The 17,112-nt window shown below is 59.5% G+C and carries 17 protein-coding genes and 1 tRNA gene; 10 read left to right on the forward strand and 8 right to left on the reverse strand.

Features of this window, described 5'->3' with window-relative positions; translation table 11 throughout:
* Position 1: 1 nt before the first annotated feature.
* Positions 2–286 carry a hypothetical protein gene (locus AC13Q5_RS28185; RefSeq protein WP_488503912.1) on the reverse strand — a complete coding sequence of 95 codons (285 nt, stop codon included), beginning with the start codon at positions 284–286 and terminating at the stop codon, positions 2–4.
* 155 nt (positions 287–441) lie between these two features.
* Here AC13Q5_RS28185 and AC13Q5_RS28190 point away from each other — a divergent pair.
* The 4 genes from AC13Q5_RS28190 (at position 442) to AC13Q5_RS28205 (ending at position 3,276) form a co-directional block, all read left to right on the forward strand.
* A tRNA-Thr gene (locus AC13Q5_RS28190) sits at positions 442–516 on the forward strand.
* A 197-nt stretch (positions 517–713) separates the two neighbouring features.
* A complete protein-coding gene (locus tag AC13Q5_RS28195; RefSeq protein WP_488503913.1) occupies positions 714–1,331 on the forward strand; it encodes a hypothetical protein in 618 nt (205 codons plus the stop codon).
* A gap of 107 nt (positions 1,332–1,438) precedes the next feature.
* The gene (locus tag AC13Q5_RS28200) at positions 1,439–2,077 is read left to right on the forward strand and encodes a hypothetical protein (protein ID WP_488503914.1); all 639 of its coding nucleotides are present in this window, start codon (positions 1,439–1,441) and stop codon (positions 2,075–2,077) included.
* A 134-nt stretch (positions 2,078–2,211) separates the two neighbouring features.
* The gene (locus AC13Q5_RS28205; protein WP_488503915.1) at positions 2,212–3,276 is read left to right on the forward strand and encodes a D-alanine--D-alanine ligase family protein; all 1,065 of its coding nucleotides are present in this window, start codon (positions 2,212–2,214) and stop codon (positions 3,274–3,276) included.
* A gap of 20 nt (positions 3,277–3,296) precedes the next feature.
* On the opposite strand, the gene AC13Q5_RS28210 is transcribed toward AC13Q5_RS28205, so the two are convergent.
* Positions 3,297–3,644, reverse strand: a complete 348-nt coding sequence (locus tag AC13Q5_RS28210) for a CAP-Gly domain-containing protein (RefSeq protein ID WP_488503916.1) — start codon at positions 3,642–3,644, stop codon at positions 3,297–3,299.
* Positions 3,645–4,149: 505 nt separating this feature from the next.
* Here AC13Q5_RS28210 and AC13Q5_RS28215 point away from each other — a divergent pair.
* Both AC13Q5_RS28215 and pdxA read left to right on the forward strand, forming a co-directional pair.
* Entirely contained in the window at positions 4,150–5,334 is a 1,185-nt protein-coding gene (locus AC13Q5_RS28215; RefSeq protein WP_488503917.1) for a four-carbon acid sugar kinase family protein, read from the forward strand.
* Complete coding sequence (gene pdxA / locus AC13Q5_RS28220; protein WP_488503918.1) at positions 5,331–6,347, forward strand: 4-hydroxythreonine-4-phosphate dehydrogenase PdxA; 1,017 nt, start codon at positions 5,331–5,333, stop codon at positions 6,345–6,347. Before AC13Q5_RS28215 ends, pdxA begins: the two co-directional genes overlap by 4 nt.
* On the opposite strand, the gene AC13Q5_RS28225 is transcribed toward pdxA, so the two are convergent.
* A complete protein-coding gene (locus AC13Q5_RS28225; protein ID WP_457877939.1) occupies positions 6,344–7,264 on the reverse strand; it encodes a LysR family transcriptional regulator in 921 nt (306 codons plus the stop codon). The two genes, pdxA and AC13Q5_RS28225, sit on opposite strands and share 4 nt — an antisense overlap.
* 112 nt (positions 7,265–7,376) lie before the next feature.
* On the opposite strand from AC13Q5_RS28225, the gene AC13Q5_RS28230 reads away from it, so the two are divergent.
* From AC13Q5_RS28230 to AC13Q5_RS28240, 3 genes are all read left to right on the forward strand, one after another.
* Entirely contained in the window at positions 7,377–8,123 is a 747-nt protein-coding gene (locus AC13Q5_RS28230) for an SDR family oxidoreductase (RefSeq protein WP_488503919.1), read from the forward strand.
* Between the two features lie 102 nt (positions 8,124–8,225).
* A complete protein-coding gene (locus tag AC13Q5_RS28235) occupies positions 8,226–8,699 on the forward strand; it encodes a VOC family protein (RefSeq protein WP_488503920.1) in 474 nt (157 codons plus the stop codon).
* Between the two features lie 233 nt (positions 8,700–8,932).
* Complete coding sequence (locus tag AC13Q5_RS28240) at positions 8,933–9,676, forward strand: metallophosphoesterase family protein (RefSeq protein WP_488503921.1); 744 nt, start codon at positions 8,933–8,935, stop codon at positions 9,674–9,676.
* Between the two features lie 156 nt (positions 9,677–9,832).
* Here the strand turns inward: AC13Q5_RS28240 and AC13Q5_RS28245 are convergent, their stop codons facing one another.
* The 4 genes from AC13Q5_RS28245 to AC13Q5_RS28260 all read right to left on the reverse strand — a co-directional run bounded on the left by AC13Q5_RS28245 (position 9,833) and on the right by AC13Q5_RS28260 (position 15,529).
* The gene (locus AC13Q5_RS28245; RefSeq protein ID WP_488503922.1) at positions 9,833–12,991 is read right to left on the reverse strand and encodes an efflux RND transporter permease subunit; all 3,159 of its coding nucleotides are present in this window, start codon (positions 12,989–12,991) and stop codon (positions 9,833–9,835) included.
* A 22-nt stretch (positions 12,992–13,013) separates the two neighbouring features.
* Positions 13,014–14,162 carry an efflux RND transporter periplasmic adaptor subunit gene (locus tag AC13Q5_RS28250; protein WP_075851784.1) on the reverse strand — a complete coding sequence of 383 codons (1,149 nt, stop codon included), beginning with the start codon at positions 14,160–14,162 and terminating at the stop codon, positions 13,014–13,016.
* A gap of 60 nt (positions 14,163–14,222) precedes the next feature.
* Positions 14,223–14,831, reverse strand: coding sequence for a TetR/AcrR family transcriptional regulator (locus AC13Q5_RS28255; protein ID WP_075851785.1), 609 nt, complete (start codon positions 14,829–14,831; stop codon positions 14,223–14,225).
* A 218-nt stretch (positions 14,832–15,049) separates the two neighbouring features.
* Positions 15,050–15,529, reverse strand: a complete 480-nt coding sequence (locus AC13Q5_RS28260) for a hypothetical protein (RefSeq protein WP_488503923.1) — start codon at positions 15,527–15,529, stop codon at positions 15,050–15,052.
* A gap of 487 nt (positions 15,530–16,016) precedes the next feature.
* On the opposite strand from AC13Q5_RS28260, the gene AC13Q5_RS28265 reads away from it, so the two are divergent.
* Positions 16,017–16,556 (forward strand): hypothetical protein, encoded by a 540-nt coding sequence (locus AC13Q5_RS28265; RefSeq protein ID WP_075851788.1) that lies wholly within the window; start codon positions 16,017–16,019, stop codon positions 16,554–16,556.
* A gap of 102 nt (positions 16,557–16,658) precedes the next feature.
* On the opposite strand, the gene AC13Q5_RS28270 is transcribed toward AC13Q5_RS28265, so the two are convergent.
* Positions 16,659–17,090 (reverse strand): OsmC family protein, encoded by a 432-nt coding sequence (locus tag AC13Q5_RS28270; RefSeq protein WP_075851931.1) that lies wholly within the window; start codon positions 17,088–17,090, stop codon positions 16,659–16,661.
* Between the last annotated feature and the right edge of the window lie 22 nt (positions 17,091–17,112).

Here is a 17,112-nt window from a genome sequence, read left to right on the forward strand (position 1 = left end):
ATCATTGCGATTCGTCCCTTTTTGCGGCGGCATCCGCGCTATCCCCAGCCTTTGCAGCCGGCAAACCATCCGTCTCGTCGGCCTGGCCGGCGCGCCGCGCCCTCACCTGCTGCTTGCGCCGCGACAGGTTCTCGCGCAGCTTCTGCGCCGCCCGCTCCCGCCGCCGATCGGCTTCCGTGACCTGCCTGCCGCCCACGGGCTCGCCCGCCTCGTCACCGGCCCCACCCGGCGCCGAACCGCCCTGCAAAGCCTGCCCTTCATCGATTTTCGTCTTGTCCGCAGCCATGGTTTTCCCATAACCGAAAACCCCGGCCTTCAAAAGACCGACACATTTTTTCCAACGATCTTTCACAGAACTTGCAATTTGCGACTTGCACTCGGCCCCGACCTATGGCAATAGCCGCCTCGCCCAATACGGCGCACCACACCGCGCCACGGAATGCTGCTATAGCTCAGGGGTAGAGCACTCCCTTGGTAAGGGAGAGGCCGAGAGTTCAAATCTCTCTAGCAGCACCAGTTTTCCTAAAAAGCTCCAAACTCTGCTAGCTCCGTCTAGCCTATTGACCCACGAAAACACATAGAATCTCGCCGCAGCCTAACTGAACCGTATTTTCTGGGGAAAAACGCAACCTTTACTTTGTAAATTTAGAGTACTCTCGCCGTAAGGATCTTCCGAATCAAGCAACCTTTCTGCATCGTATTACGAGAGAGAGGTGGAAAATATGAGCAACGTTAAGCTGCATATTAATATTGGCCAAGGAATCATTGATGCCGAAGGCGACCAAGATTTCGTATGGCGCGTCTATCAAGATTTCCGAGATCGACTTGCTATGATGACCGCAACTCAGTCACCGTCGGCAACGTCAAAGAACCTTGAGGCTGAAAATCAACACTCGCAAGGTATCGAAGTCGCGGATGAGGAAAAAACGAAAACGCGACCCAAGAAGCGGCAGCCATCCGGCCAAGCAACTACTGGGAGCAAAGATAAAGGCCCATCGGGCGTAACCTCGCATCGCCCTAAGCTTCTCCCAGATCTCGATACCACGGGAGTCAAAGAGTTTCTTAGCCAATATCAATTGACTAGCCATACAAACACTATTGTCGCAATCAGCAAGTTCCTAGAGTCTAAGGGCCTATCACCAGCTGGTTTTGATGCATTCTTTACGTGTTATACAGATGCAGGCCTCAAACTTCCCGAAGCATTTGGACAAGCATTTGTTACAGCACGAGGCAAAGGCCTAGTTAACTTCACCACAGTCAACGATGTTGAATTAACGCTCAGAGGCAAAAACCACATCGACCATGGCGGAATCAAGAAAGCTAGCACGTGAGGCCCGCGGTCACTCGCTTTTATGAAGCCATTACAGATCGAGCTTCCGCTACCGATCGAGATCTTACTTCGTTCTTTGTATATTTTCTGACTGTCGAACAAGGAGAAGTGGCCGCCACTGCCAAGACTGTGGGAGGATGCTTCACTATCTGCGATCTAAACGTCCCGTCCCGCCTCGCAGCCTATCTCTCGGAGGGCCTTAAAGGGAGTGAGAAGCGATACATTCGCACTCCTTCGGGTTACAGACTCCATCGTACCTTCAGTGACACGCTATCTCAAAGATTTGGATCTCATCGCGTTGTGCTTCAAACAAGTGCAGAGCTTCGCTCTCTCGAAAGGAGTTTTGAAGAAGGGCCTAAAAGGCGATTCCTTGCTGAAGTCGTAGATTGTTTTGAAGCAAATGCTAACAGAGCGGCTATAGTCATGGTTTGGATATTAGCAATAGACCATCTCTTCGATCACGTGCTCAACGATAAATCAGCTGATTTCAATGCCGCCCTCTCAGCAAATCCAGACAAACGAATAAAGAAAATTTCCACCAAGGAAGACCTCTCGGAGTTGAAAGAAAGTAAGTTCATTGAGCTGTGCCGTGCTGCAAACATCATATCAAACGATGTTCGCAAGATATTGGAGGACGCTCTCGGGGTGCGAAATACGGCTGCCCATCCATCTTCCGTAGAGATAACTAAAAGCAAAGTTATCTCGATCATCGAAGATCTCGTAATAAACGTAATAAAAAAGTTTTAGATCACAACCTCAATATTATCCCGAATTTGAAGCCGATTACAAAAGTCCGCCTATACCCTCCCCAATTCCGCTGCAATCCCCCGTATAACCCCTTCTCCCATCACACCCATTCCAGCCCGGGAGAGCAACCCTCAATGTCGAAACTACGCGTCGCCGTTCTGTTTGGCGGTCAGTCCAGCGAGCATGAGGTTTCCGTCATGTCAGCCCGCAATGTCGTCAGGGCGATTGATGGCAGGCGATATGAGATCGTGCCGATCCTGATCGAGCGCGGCGGGCGCTGGCTGCTGGTGGAGGAAAAGGGCGGCGTGCTGCCGGAGCCGATTGCCTATGAGGGCACGGAAGTCTGCTTCGCTCCAGGCGGCAAGGGCCGGCTGCTGACGCTGGAGGGTGCTGGCGCGCGCGAGCTGCCTGCGGTCGATGTGTTGTTTCCGGTGCTGCATGGGCTGAACGGCGAGGATGGCTCCATTCAGGGCCTTGCCCAGATCGTCGGCTTGCCCCTCGTCGGCTGCGGCATTCTCGGCTCGGCCAATGCGATCGACAAGGACATGGCAAAACGCCTGCTGCGCGAGGCCGGCCTGCCGGTGGGGCGCTCCGTGACGCTCATGCGCGGCGACAAGCCTGATTTCGATGAGATCGTGAGCACGCTCGGCTCGCCCGTCTTCGTCAAGCCCACGCGCCAGGGCTCGTCTGTCGGGGTCAGCAAGGTGCAGGATGCTGCGGCGTTCGAGACAGCGCTTGCCGAGGCCTTCCGGCATGACCGCAAGGTGCTGGTGGAGGAATTCGTGCGCGCCCGCGAGATCGAATGCGCCGTGCTGGAAGAGCCTGACGGCACGCTTTTCGTCTCCGTGCCGGGCGAGATCGCCACGGCCGCGACCCACGGTTTCTATTCCTACGAGGCGAAATATCTCGATCAGAACGGCGCCGTCGTCACCGTGCCGGCGGATATTCCGGCCGAGACGGCCGAGGTGTTGAAGCGCATGGCCGCCGATGGCTTCCGCGCGCTCGGCTGCGAAGGGCTGGCGCGCGTCGATTTCTTTGTGCGGCCGGATCAAAGTGTCGTCATCAACGAGATCAACACCATGCCCGGCTTCACCAATATCAGCATGTATCCCAAGGCCATGGATGCCTCGGGAATTTCCTATCCGGAACTCGTCAGCCGCCTGATCGAACACGGGCTTGCGCGGGCGCGTCGGGGTTAATCGAGGCTACCCGCCTACCCTCAGACCTTTTCCGTCTTCTTGGTCTTGACCTTCTGCTCGACGGGCGCATCAGGCGTCGGCGCCAGCAACTTTCTGAGCGAAGCGATCTTGTCCTTCACCAGCGGGCGGAAGCGGCTGGCGCGATAGGGCATGTCGGCGGCGCCATAGCCCTCCGGCCCGTCATCATCGCCGCGATGGATCTCTTCCAGCTTGACGCCGATGAAGGTGCCGTCGACATAATGCGTGTATTCGCCGACCCAGCGGATGGTGTAGATCGTCCCCTTGCGGATCAGCTGATCGATGCTGACATGCTTGAATTTGTCGTCGATGCAGACGACCTTCTGGCCCACATGGAAATCGTAGCTCACCCTGCCCTCCTTGAAGCGGCCGAAGCACCGCCGCGTCGTTCAGATACAAGCATATGCGCATATGCGCCAGTGAGTAAACGCGGGCTGAGGTCGCAGCCCGGATGGATGAAATGGCAGGCAGTTGCATAGGGACAGGTTGCCCCTCATCCGTCCTCTCACAGTTTCGCTTCGCTCAACTGTTCGAGTCCATCTTCTCCGCGCCCCTTCGACAAGCTCAGAACGGGGCGAAGGGGCTTGGGGGATCGCCCCCTCTCCCCGTCAAAACGGGGAGAGGGCTGGGGTGAGGGGCGCTTCTTGTTTCATATGCAATCGCCTGCTCCAATGGCGCAAGGGGTTGTGCGACAGCGATCTCATAGGCGATGGCCCGACATGACTCGGTGACAAAGCAACCCGTTGACATCCTTCACGGAAGGCTGAAGATTGCGCGTCGCCCGAGCAGCCGCAAGGCCTTGGCTTTCATGTTCATATCCGATACCCGCAAGGCCGCTGAAGGCTCCCGAAGCTTATGCCCACCCTCCGCCTCATTGCCGATGACTTGACCGGTGCGCTCGATACCGCCGTCGAATTCGTCGGCGTCTACGGGCCGATCGACGTGGAGCGCAGCGACGCGCTTTCCAAAGACCTGCCGGATTGCCTTGCGATCGACAGCGGCACCCGCGAGAAAACGGCGGCCGAAGCCGAAACGATCGTCGGCGGCATCGCGCCGCTGCTGGAGGGCGCCGATCTCGCCTTCAAGAAAGTGGATAGCCTGTTTCGCGGCCCCTGGGCGGTGGAGCTTGCTGCCTGCTTCCGCCTCGGCCACTGGCGGCACTGCATTCTCGCGCCGGCCTTTCCGCATCACGGACGCCACACGCGGGGCGGACGACAGGTGCTCTATGCCGGCAAGGACGCCTGGCGCGATGTTAGCGGCGATCTCGTGACACATTTGCACGCCGAGGGATTGCCGGCCTTCAACACGACGCTCGATAGCGCTGGAAAACCGCCCGTTCCGGATGGCATCCATGTGTTCGATGCCCATACGGATGACGATCTCGACGCGATCATCGCATGGGTATCGTCGGAGCTGGAAGGGCCGGTCCTCTGGAGCGGCACCGGCGGCCTCGCCCGCGCTCTCGCGCGCAATATCGACCGGGCAACGCATCACCTGCCCCGCGCCCAAGAAAGCGCGGGTGAAAGACGACCCGCACCCGCCGTCCCCATATCGCGCAAGCTGCAAAGGCCCGTGCTCGGCCTGTTCGGCTCGGATCAGCCGATCACGCTTGCGCAACTCCAGGCCTGCGGCCCCAATTGGCTGAAGCTTGGCGAGAGTGCGGATGCCGGTGCCATCGATCATCAAATCCAGCAAAGCGGCGTGGCCATGGTAAGCCTTGGCCTACCGATAGGGCTTGAACGCGACGATGCCGCGAGGCGGATCGCGGCAAGCTTCGGCGGCATGGCCAAGGCCCTGCCGGCCCCAGGTACATTGATCGTCGCCGGCGGAGAAACCCTACGCAATCTCTGTTCGGCGCTTGACGTATCGGCGCTCAGCATCACCGGCCAGGCGGCACCCGGCCTGCCGCGCTCGACGATCGTCGGCGGCCCCTGGGAAGGCACGACCGTCATCTCCAAATCAGGCGCCTTCGGCGGCCCGACCTTGTGGCGCGATCTCTTGAGTGAAAACGGGCTGATTGCCGGAGGAGAAGAACCATGACGCGGCATCTCGCAATCACCATGGGCGACCCCGCCGGCATCGGCCCGGAAATCATCGTCAAGGCGGCCGCGCGGCTAAGAGATCGGCTTGCAGAAGGTAAGCTGAAACTAACAATTATCGGCAGCGGCCCCACTCTGCGGCTCGCAGAGCAGCAACTCGGCCTCGATATCGAAATCCCTGAAGCGCAAATGGATGGCGACTGGCCGAACCTCTGCTTCATCCAGGCCGATGCCGAGGGCGAACCGATCCTGCCAGGAAAACTTTCCGCCGATGGCGGCCGCATGGCCTTCAAGGCGATCGAAAAGGGTGTTCAGCTGGCGCTATCCGGCAAGATCGGCGGCATCGTCACCGCGCCGCTCAACAAGGAAGCGCTGAACAAGGCCGGCTTCCACTATGCCGGCCATACCGAGCTGCTGGCGGAACTCACAGGCGCGCGCGGCTCTGTCATGATGCTCGCCCATGGCAACATGCGCGTCAGCCACGTCACCACCCATGTCGCGCTGGAGGACGTGCCGAAGCGCCTGACGCCGGAGCGGCTGCGGCTTGTCATCGACCTCACCGACAAGGCGCTCAAGAATCTCGGCATCACCAGCCCGAAGATTGCCGTTGCGGCGCTCAATCCGCATGCCGGCGAAGGCGGCCTCTTCGGCCGGCAGGATATCGACATCTCCACGCCGACCATCGCCAAGGCTGTTTCCGACGGGCTCGATATCGTCGGCCCCGTTCCCGGCGACACCGTCTTCGTCAAGCTACGCGCCGGCCAATATGACGCCGTCATCGCCATGTATCACGATCAGGGCCATATCCCAGTGAAGCTGCTCGGCTTCGAAATCGATCCGGCGACGGGCAAATGGATGGATCTTTCCGGCGTCAACATCACGCTCGGCCTGCCGATCGTGCGCACCTCCGTCGACCACGGCACCGCCTTCGACATCGCCGGCAAAGGCATCGCCAATGAACGCAGCCTGATCGAAGCGATCGAATTCGCCGAAAGACTCGCAGCCAGCCGCTAGGAGCCTTGGGCCGCTGGCGTCTCGCCAAAGAGCTCGTCGGCGCGCTCGGCGAGCAGCGCAAGAAAGGCCTTCGTCCTCGCGGCGGGGCGCGGCCCCGGCGGATAGATGGCGTGGACTTCCACGCGCCTGAACTCATGGGAAGGCAGCACGGAAACCAGCCTTCCTTCGGCGATCTCCCGGCCACAGACGGCAACGAACAATGCGCCTATCCCTCTTTCCGCCAGCACTGCCTCCATGAGCGGCCGCCAGTGATTGACACGCCATGCGGTGCGGATCGGCGCTTCCACCGTCCCGCCGTCGGAACCGATCAGTTGCAGTCGCTCATCCGCCGCGAAACCGGCGACCCGGATGAAGGGATGCGCCGCAAGTTCTGCCGGTTCGCGCGGCTGCCCGTGTCGCTCGAGGTAGCCGGGAGCGGCCAGCATGAGCCGGCGCATCGTCCCCAACCGGCGGGCGATGAAGTTGCCGCTGCCGATCTCGCCGATGCGGATCGAGAGATCAACGCCTTCGGTCATTGGATCGACGAAGCGATCATTCAGGGTTACGTCGATCGCCAGGGCCGGATGCAGTGTCTGGAATTCGATGAGCAACCGCGGCAAGGTCATCTCGCCCAGCCCATGCGGCGCCGCGATCCGAAAGGTTCCGGTGAGCGACGTCTCGGCCGCGGCGACAGAAGCCTCTGCCTCCTCGGCTGCCTCGATGGCACGCTTGGCATAGTCGTAGAAGCGCGCGCCGGCATCGGTCGCCTGCACCGAACGGGTCGTGCGGTAGAGGAGCCGCGCGCCCAAATGCTTTTCCAGCTTCTCGACGCGTTCGCTGACGGTGGGCTGGCCGAGGCCGAGATCGCGCGCGGCGGCTGAAAGGCTGCCGCGCTCGACGACGCGGATGAAGATGCGCATGGCGGAAAGCATGTCCATGACGACATTCTATCGCCTTTTACGATAAATGACATCGCCATTCGCTTCCTTCCAAAGCATATGCCGATCAACGATCTTCGGACCGGTTAACAATCCAACCGGAGAACCAGTCTTGCAGACCAGCACCATTCATACGGGCAACACGCAGCCTCAATCGTTCCAGGGGCAGAATGTCGTCATCATCGGCGGCTCTTCGGGCATTGGCCTGGCAACCGCCAGGCAGGCCAAGGACGCCGGCGCGAATCTCTTTCTACTATCCCGCAATCCGCAGCGTCTTCGCGAAGCTGCGGAAGCGATCGGCGGCGCGACCCAGATCGTCGCAGACATTGCCGCCCCACAACCCACGATGTTCGCAGGGATCGAAAGGATCGACCATCTGCTGATCACGGCCGGCACCGTTCACCTGCAGTCGCTCAAGGATCAGTCGGAAGCGGATCTCTCGAAGGTCGTGAGCGAACGCCTGATCGGGCCGTTGCTCGCCATCAAGGCTGCTCTTCCGCTTCTTCATTCTGCAAGCTCGATTACCATGACCTCCGGGCAATTCGCCTCTCGCCCGGCCGCCATCGGTGCCGTTGTGGCGGCTGCCGTCGCCGCGGTCGAAAGTACGGTCCGTGCCCTTGCCATTGAACTGTCGCCGATGCGCATCAACGCGGTTTCGCCGGGATGGGTGGATACTCCGCTGCTCGATGGCCTGATGGGCGATGCCAAGCGGCAGGCCCTCGAACAAACCGCCTCGACGCTGCCGAGCCGCAATATCGGCCGGCCGGAGGATATCGCTGAGGCCATCCTCTTCCTGATGACGAACCGCTTCGTGACGGGAGAGGTCTTGCACATCGATGGCGGCGGCCGCCTCGTATAATGGCCGGCGGCCGGTATGGACTCGAAAAAATTTTCGCCACCCTGTCGGCCCTGCCGCTCCTCCTTCGTCCTAAGGGCATTCAATCGGAGAGAGGAGTACCCAATGTCCAAGATTGCCCCATGCCTGTGGTTTGCAAAAGAAGCGGAGGAAGCAGCGAATTTCTATGTCTCACTTTTCCCGGATTCCCGGATCGATCATGTGCAGAAGAACATTATCGACACGCCCGCCGGCAAGCCCGATGAGGTTCTGTTCGTCACTTTCACGCTTGCCGGCCAACGCTTCATGGCGCTGAACGGCGGCAGCCGCATCGAGTTCAATCATGCAATCTCGCTGGAGATAGATTGCATCGATCAGGCCGAGGTCGACCGCCTCTGGGATGGCCTTACCGATGGCGGCGCGCCGGTGGAATGCGGTTGGGTGACGGACCGCTACGGCGTCTCCTGGCAGGTCGTACCGACGGTGCTCGGCAAATATATCGCCGATCCAGACCCGACCAAGGCCGCCCGCGTCATGCAAGCTCTGATGGGAATGGTCAAGCTCGACATTGCCGGGCTCGAAGCTGCCTATCGCGGCTGAGCAGCATAACCATTCGGGAGGTTGCACAAGGTTCGACCTCCCAAAGATGATGCCGAATCTTTCTGAAATTTCAACGGTTCAGACCAATGCCTGTGCCCGTAAGACTTGCAGCAAACCGATGCTTGGAATACCGTCCCATATAAGCTCGCCAAAGGCGGGTTTCTCGACACCATGTCAAGCAATTGGGCTGCCGCGGCCATTCAGGCACGATCCGGCAGGAAACGGTCGATTTCATGCAGCATCAACGAGACCGTATCGATCTCACCGGACGTGATTACACAGCAATCTATGCCCTGAGCGACATCCATGGCTGCTACGACGAGATGGTGGAGGCCGAAAGGCGCATCATCGCGGATGCCCGCAGCCTTCCCGGCCGAAAGCTGTTGATGTATCTCGGCGATTATGTCGATCGTGGCCCACGTTCCGGCGATGTCCTGGCGCATCTTAGCGCACCGCCGCCCGAAGGTTTCGATCGCTATGCGCTTTGCGGCAATCACGACGATGTCTTCCTTCGTTTTCTGGACGATCCCGATGCCAACATCCATTGGCTGGAGTTCGGCGCCTTGCCGACGCTCGCATCCTACGGCATCGATGCCCGGCATATGCTTTTCGATCTCGGTTATAGCGTCGGGGAGTTGCGTGACACGGTGCTAAGGGTGATGCCGGCAGCGCATATCGATCTGCTGCGTTCGCTGGCTATAGCTGTCACTTTCGGTTCGACACTCTTCGTCCATGCCGGCATCAAACCAGGCCTTCCTTTAAGTGAACAGACGGACGAAGATCTGATGTGGATTCGCGAGCCGTTCCTGTCGGTCGGACCGCTTTTGCCGCTGCTGGTGGTCCACGGCCACACGCCGGGCTCGCATCCCGTTTTTGGTCTAAGCCGCATCGGTATCGATACGGCCGTTTCCATGGGCGGAACGCTGACGATCCTCAAGATCACCGAAGGTAAGCAGACGATCCTGCCGTCTATCTAAAACATTTCCAGGAAAAGTGCGTAGCGGTTTTCCGTCCGGAATGCGTTGGGAAATAAGAAGAAAGGACGTTTTGGCGATTCGAAGAAAAGCGGAAATGCTTTAACGGCTCAAAAGAAAACCCCGGCCTCAGGCCGGGGTTTTCTTCTTTCAGGCGCCTCACTCCGCCGCCACGGCCGGCGGCAGTTGGATCGTATTCTGTTCTTCCTCGTCAGCCTGCTGTTTGGCTGGCGGCGCCGCCGACTTGTTCTTGGGCTCGCGACCGAAGAACAGGGCGTAGCCGGCGGGCAGCACGAAGATCGTCAGTACGGTCGCGACCAGAATACCGCCCATCATCGCATAGGCGAGCGGCCCCCAGAAGACGCCGCGCGAGATCGGGATCAGCGCCAGCACGGCCGTCAGCGCGGTCAGCGTGATCGGCCGGAAACGACGCACGGCCGAGCCGATGATCGCTTCCTTCCGGTCCATGCCCGCCGCGATATCCTGGTCGATCTGGTCGACGAGAATGATCGAGTTGCGGATGATGATGCCGAGCAGTGCGATAACGCCGAGGATCGCGACGAAGCCGAAGGGCGCACCGCTGATGAGCAGAGCCGCGGCCGCGCCGATGATGCCGAGCGGCCCGGTGGCGAGCACCAGCATCGCCTTGCCGAAGTGCTGCAGCTGCGCCATTAGCAGCACGACGATGATGACAAGCATGATCGGCGCCTTGGCGGCGATCGAGGCCTGGCTTTCGGCGCTGTCTTCGGCTCCCCCCTGGATCTCGATCTTGTAGCCGGCCGGCAGGCTGTTCCTCAGATCAGCCATGTCGTTGTAGAGCTTGGCGGTCACGTCGTTCGACTGCACATTGTCGGGCAGGGTCGCCCGCACGCTGATGGTCGGCAGGCGGTCACGGCGCCATTCTATGCTCTGCTCCATGATAGGCACGATCTTGGCGACCTGTGACAGCGGCACGAAGCCACCGCTATCCGTCGGGATATAGACCGAGTTTACCGACGTCAGCAGATGACGGCTTTCTTCCGGCTCGCGGGCAACGATTCCAACGGTTTCCTCACCCTCGCGATAGTTGTCGAGAGTGACGCCCGACATCGAGGCCTGAAGCATCTGGCGAATGCGCTGCGAGGTGACGCCGAGAGCGCGGGCGCGATCCTGATCGATCACCAGCTTCATGGCCGGCACCGGCTCAAGCCAGTCGTCATGGATGGCGCCGAGCAACGGATTCTGGACAAAGCGTTGCTTCACCTCGTCAGCAATATGGCGAACCTCCTGACGATCCGGCCCCATGATGCGCAGCTGTACGGGCCAGCCCGTCGGCGGGCCGAGGAACAGGCGATCGACCTTGCCGCGAACGGATGGGAAATCGTTGGCCAGTATGCCGCGCATCTTGGTGATCAGCCGCTCGCGAGCCGGCTCATCCTTGGCCATGACCAGCATCTGGGCATAGTTCGGGTTCGTCAGCTGCTGATCGAGCGGCAGGAAGAAGCGCGGCGCGCCCTGGCCGATATAGGTGGCGATGAAACGCTTGTCGGGATCATCGGCCATGCGGGCTTCCAGTGCCTGGGCCTGGCGCTCGACTTCCTTGATGCTGGTGCCCTCTGGCAGCCAGAGATCGACGAGGATTTCCGGGCGCGAGGACTGCGGGAAGAAGTTCTGCGGAATGAACTGGAAGGACCAGAGGCTGCCGACGAAGGCGGCGAGCGTCAGAAGCAACACGATGACGCGGTGGCGCACGGCCCAAGCGACCGAGGAATGCAGACGGCGGTAGAAGCGCGTATCGAACACGTCATGATGCTCGCCGGCATGATGGCGCTGCTTGAGGATCATGTAGCCGAGCCATGGCGTGAAATAGACCGCGACGAACCAGGAAACTACGAGCGCGATGCCGACGACGTAGAAGAGCGTGCGGACATATTCGCCCGCGGTCGACGCTGCAAAGCCGACGGGAATGAAGCCGGCCGTCGTGATCAACGTGCCGGTCAGCATCGGGAATGCGGTCGAAGAATAGGCGAAGCTTGCTGCATCGAGCTTGACCAGCCCTTCCTCAAGCTTGCGCTCCATGAGTTCCACCACGATCATGGCATCGTCGACCAGCAAGCCGAGCGCGATGATAAGAGCGCCGAGCGAAATGCGCTGCAGGTCGATGCCGAATTCGTACATGATGGCAAACGTTGCTGCGAGGACCAGCGGAATGGCGATCGCGATCACCAGACCCGAGCGCCAGCCGATCGACAGGAAGGAGACGATCAGTACGATGACGAGAGCTTCGCCAAGCGCATGCATGAATTCGCTGATCGCATCCGTGACGACGTCGGGCTGGTTGGCGATCTGATCGACCTGAACGCCGACCGGCAGCGAGGCTTCGAAGCGCTTGTAGGTTTCCTCAACCGACTTGCCGACATCGGTCACCTTGAAGCCTGGAGCCATGACGACGCCGAGCTGCACGCTTGGATGACCGTTATAGAGGAACTTGGCGGTGTAGGGGTCCTGCAGCCCGGCGGTGACAGTGGCGATATCGCCAAGGCGCGTCACCTGGCCACCGGCGGTGAGCCGAAGGTTCTTGATATCCTCGATCTTGTTGACGTCGCCCTCGACCGAGATGCGCACCGAGCGGATGCTGGTATCGACGGTGCCGGCCGGATCGACGTTGTTCTGACCGACGATGGCGTTCTTCAGGTCAGTGAGCGTCAGTCCGCGCTCGGCCAGAACCTTGGAAGAGACATCGATATAGATCTGCTCCGCCTGATCGCCGATGATAGTCGCCTTCTCGACGCCGGGCGTCGAGAGCAGCATGTCACGGGCCTGAATGGCGAATTTCTTCAGCTCAGGATAGCTGTAGCCATCGCCGCTGATCGAATGCAGCGTGATGAAGGTATCGCCGAATTCATCGTTGAAATAAGGGCCGAGCAGGCCGGACGGCAGCTCGTTGCCGATATCGCCGACCTTCTTGCGGATCTGGTAGAAGGCATCCTTCACCTCTGCGGTATTGGTATCGCCCTTGATCTGGATGGTGGTGATGGCAAAGCCGGCACGCGTATAGGATTTGACCCAATCGAGATGCGGCGTTTCCTGCAGCTTGCGCTCGATCTTGTTGACCACCTGGTCTTCCATGTCCTGCAGGGAAGCACCGGGCCAGACGGTCTGCACGACCATGACGCGGAAGGTGAAATCCGGGTCTTCCTTCTGGCCCATATGGGTCAGGCCGAGTGCACCGGCGATGATGATGAGCCCGAACAGAAAGCGCGCAATGCTTGGATGGGCAATTGCCCAACGCGACAGGTTGAAACGCTTCCTCTCGTCGGAGGTACTATTGATGGACATGGTGTCGTCCCCTCGATCCGGGTCAGCGTACGATATCCGCCGAGGCGGCTTTGGTTTCTGCGGAGGCCTGCTGGGCTGCGGCGCCTGAAAGCTTGACCTTCATGTTTTCGCTCATGAACTGGGTCCCTGCGGCAACGACGACGTCGCCGGTCTTGAGACCATCAGCTACGCGCACGCCGTCATCGGCGAAATCGGCGACCTTGATGGCACGCGAATGCACGGTACCGGCGCTGCGGTCGACGAGCCAGACGATCTGCTGCCCATCCTTCTGCGCCAGGGCGCTCAGCGGAATGGAAACATAGGGCTGGGTATTGTCGGCAAGCGCCTCGATCGTCGCGGTCATGCCAAGCAGAACGCGCGGATCGTTCGGTACGCTCACACGCACGGCGAAGGTGCGCGACTGATCGGCACTGCCGGACACTTCCCGCACCTTTCCATCCAGCACGAGGGCCGCATCGGACCAGAAGCGCGCCTTGACATCCTTGCCGACCTTGAACTGGGCGATGTCCATTTCCGGGACAGCGACCTGCACTTCCTTCTCGCCATCGACGGCAACGGTGATGACGGCTGTACCGGAACTGACCACCTGGCCGACATCGGCGTTGATCGCAGTCACGATACCATTCATGTCGGAGGTCAGGTCGGCATAGGCAACCTGGTTCTTGGCTTCGGTCAATGCCGACGCTGCGGAATCGCGCGTCGAAACGGCCTGCTCATAGGAAAGCTCGGCCTGCTCGAGTTGCGACTTGGAGGTGACATTCTTGTCGAAAAGCGTCTGCGCGCGATTGCGGGCAAGCTCGGTCGTCTGCACCTGCTTTTCAGCCGCATCCAGATCGGCCTGCGAACGGCGCACGGCGAGAACATAATCGGTTGCATCCATGCGGGCGACCACATCGCCGGGCTTTACCCTTTGGCCGATATCCACCTTGCGCTCGACGATCTTGCCGTTCACGCGAAAGCCGAGATTCATCTCCGTCCGCGCACGCACGGCACCGGAATAGTCGAGCTTGCGCGTCGTATCGGCCTGAGCGATCTCGACGACCTTGACCGGCCGGATCACCTCCGCCGTCTCTTCCTTCTTCTCATTGCAGCCCGAAAGCCCAAGCCCCAAGGCGGAAAGAAGAACCGCACCGGCAGCGGCTCGTAGAGTGTTGGTCGTCAGCGAAACCATGTCGCTCTCCTAAAGTCGAACAAAGAGTGGGAACACGCCGGGCATCCGGTGCGCGCATTGCTATTTCTTCAAAGCCCTGATGGCGAATTCGATGAGATCCTCGGGCTCGGCCCGGTTTGTCTTGGCGAGGCACTGGGCCACCATCTGCGGGTGACAGAGATTGATGGTCGCCGCACCGAAGCATTTGGACGCGACATAGGGGTCCTGCTCGACGAACTCGCCGGCGGCAATGCCCTCCGCGATGATCTCTGCGATCAGATCATGGATGCGGTCGATATGTTTTTCGATAACGTGCCAATCACGCTCGATGGCGACAACGACCATCTCGTGAACCTTCTGCTCGTCGAGCATGGCCTCCATCGTCATCTTATATTGGGCCATGGTATAGGCCCGCAGCCGTTCGGTCGCGCTGATCGGTTGATTGCGGATGGCAAGCGCCATCTGGTAGCTCTGGCCGAGCATGCGCCCACAGATAGCCTGATGGATTTCCGTCTTGGAGCCGAAGAATCGGTAGATATTCGCCGTCGACATGCCGAGATCGCGTGCGATGTCAGCTACGTTCGTCTTGCTGTAGCCGTAGTGGCGAAACAGCTTTTCGGCGGCATCGAGAATGCGGGCGATGTTTTCCTGGCGGGCAGGATCGGCGTTGACATCGTGAAGCTCGAGCATGACTAAGGCCTGATGGATTACGAGTGACGATTTTCAATTTTCGTCACTCGTAATCCATTAGAGTGCCGATGTCAATAAGCCACCCACAACCGCAGGCCGTTTGAGATGCTACTGAATAAACCGATGATGCGCCGAACAACTTGAAACAACAGTTAAACCTTCAACAACGCTCCTTGCGGATCGGGCTGAAAGTGTCCGGCATTTTGTCGCAGGCCCGATCAGGCGCCCAAAAGCGTCGGACGGAAGCGGCGAATACTGAAATACCCGACAAACAGGCAGGCCACCAAAAGCGCCACCTGCGCCGCGAGGATCGGCGGCTCGTTACCGGCAGGCGCCAGCGCATTGAGCGCCGGTATCTTCTGGAACGATTGAATGATCAGCACCAGACAATTGAAGAAGAGCAGCACCAGCGCACCGACCACGAAAACCGACCGCCAGATGCCGGCAAGATGAAACCTGTAGCGCGCCAGCGCCGTCGGTATGAAGATGAGAAGACAGAGAATGCCGACAACGATCGCCGGCGTGATCCCGTGAAACGGAAACAAGAAACCCGTCAGGCTGGTGAGCGCAGTCGTAAGCATATAGACGAGCGTCGATCGGTCGTGGCGATTGGCCGTGAGAAATCCCTGAGCCACGACAATACCGCTGATGATGGCAAGCAAACTGATGACGACATGAATCAAAAGAATTCCAGACATTCGCCCCTCCCCTTGAGCACTGCATTTCAGTGAAAATGACAGCCCAATGCCCGGGCGTGGACTATATACCAAACCCGCCGCACGCGCAGGATATTTTGTAGCAAGCCTGGATCGAGGCAGCGGCGAGGGATTGCAGATGCATGCGCGAAAACACGCCTTCGCATGGCGAGACCGGTCGATGTCGCCTGGCCGCAATTTTACGAAGCCGCGATATAGCCAATACTTATCAAACCGCCGACCGTTTGAATTGGTGTTGCGACGGCATCCTCTTTATTTGTCCGATGAATAGTCGGACTGCGAGACGAAATGTCGAGGCGCCGTCAATTATGCGATGGTAGGAGCCGACCGTCATGATCGGCCCCGTCAGGCTCCCGATAAATTTTCCCGCGCCGTTAGAAAACCTCCGAAAGAGGACCTTACGCCCATCCATAATTTGGATGGTCAGGCATGAATTTGAGAGTGGAGCAATCAGGGAGGAAAATCGAACATGAGCAGCAATTATAACGAGATCCGTCGGGATACGAAGCTGGGAGAAGGCCTCACGGATACACCGGCCCTGTGGGCGACCATAAAAGCCGGTGTGATCGGGGGTCTCGCCGGCGGCATCCTGATCTGGATATATGAGGCGATCGTCTGGGTTGGCATCCAGCAGCTCATGCCGCTGGCGGGCATCCCCCGCAATGCCACCGGCCTCGTATTCGGCAAGGCGGTGCAGGAATCCCTGGGATTGACGGCGTATTTTCTCGGCACCGCAATCCACTTCTCCTTCGTCTTCGCCTGGGGCATCGCCTTTGCCTATATCTGGCCGTACTTCCGCCGGCGCGGTTTCGAGGCGACGTTCGTGGCATTGTTCTACGCCGTCGTGATCTGGATCGTGATGCATGCTGCCATCATGGTGGCGACTGCGGATCATCCGAACTATTTCGATCCGATGGTCGTTATCGGCGGCTTCATGTCGCACTTTTTCTACACGGTTCCACTGGCCTTGATCGTGAAGCGACACCTTGCAGCAGACGCAGGCTCGTAAGACCTATTGGCCAGCGAAAATACACCGCTTTTGCCATCATAAGGCGGCATTCGACAGGCCCCTCGCCCCGCAAAGCGCCTGTCGAACCATGAGATTTCGAGCCTATGCGGCGTGAACTTCCAGAGAGATCGGAACGGAAGCAAGCGCCTTGGAAACCGGGCAACCGGCCTTTGCCTTGTTGGCAAGCTCGGTGAAGGTAGCTTCGTCGGCGCCAGGCACCTTGCCTGTTAGCGTCAAATGGATTGCGGTGATGGCGAAGCCGCCTTCGACGCTTTCAAGCGTCACCTTGGCCGTCGTCTCCATGCTTTCGGCGGTGAAGCCGGCTTCATTGAGGATCAGCGACAAGGCCATGGTGAAGCAGCCGGCATGCGCCGCGCCGATCAGCTCTTCCGGATTGGTGCCGGCAACGCCTTCGAAGCGGCTGGCAAAACCGTAAGGATAGTGACTGAGCGCGCCGCTCTGCGTCGAAATCTGACCCTTGCCGTCCTTCAAACCGCCGGACCATTGAGCCGAACCTGTGCGATTGATCTGCATGTCGTCCTCCTTGTCGTTGAAT

The organism is Martinezella sp. CNPSo 3964, assembly GCF_057784375.1.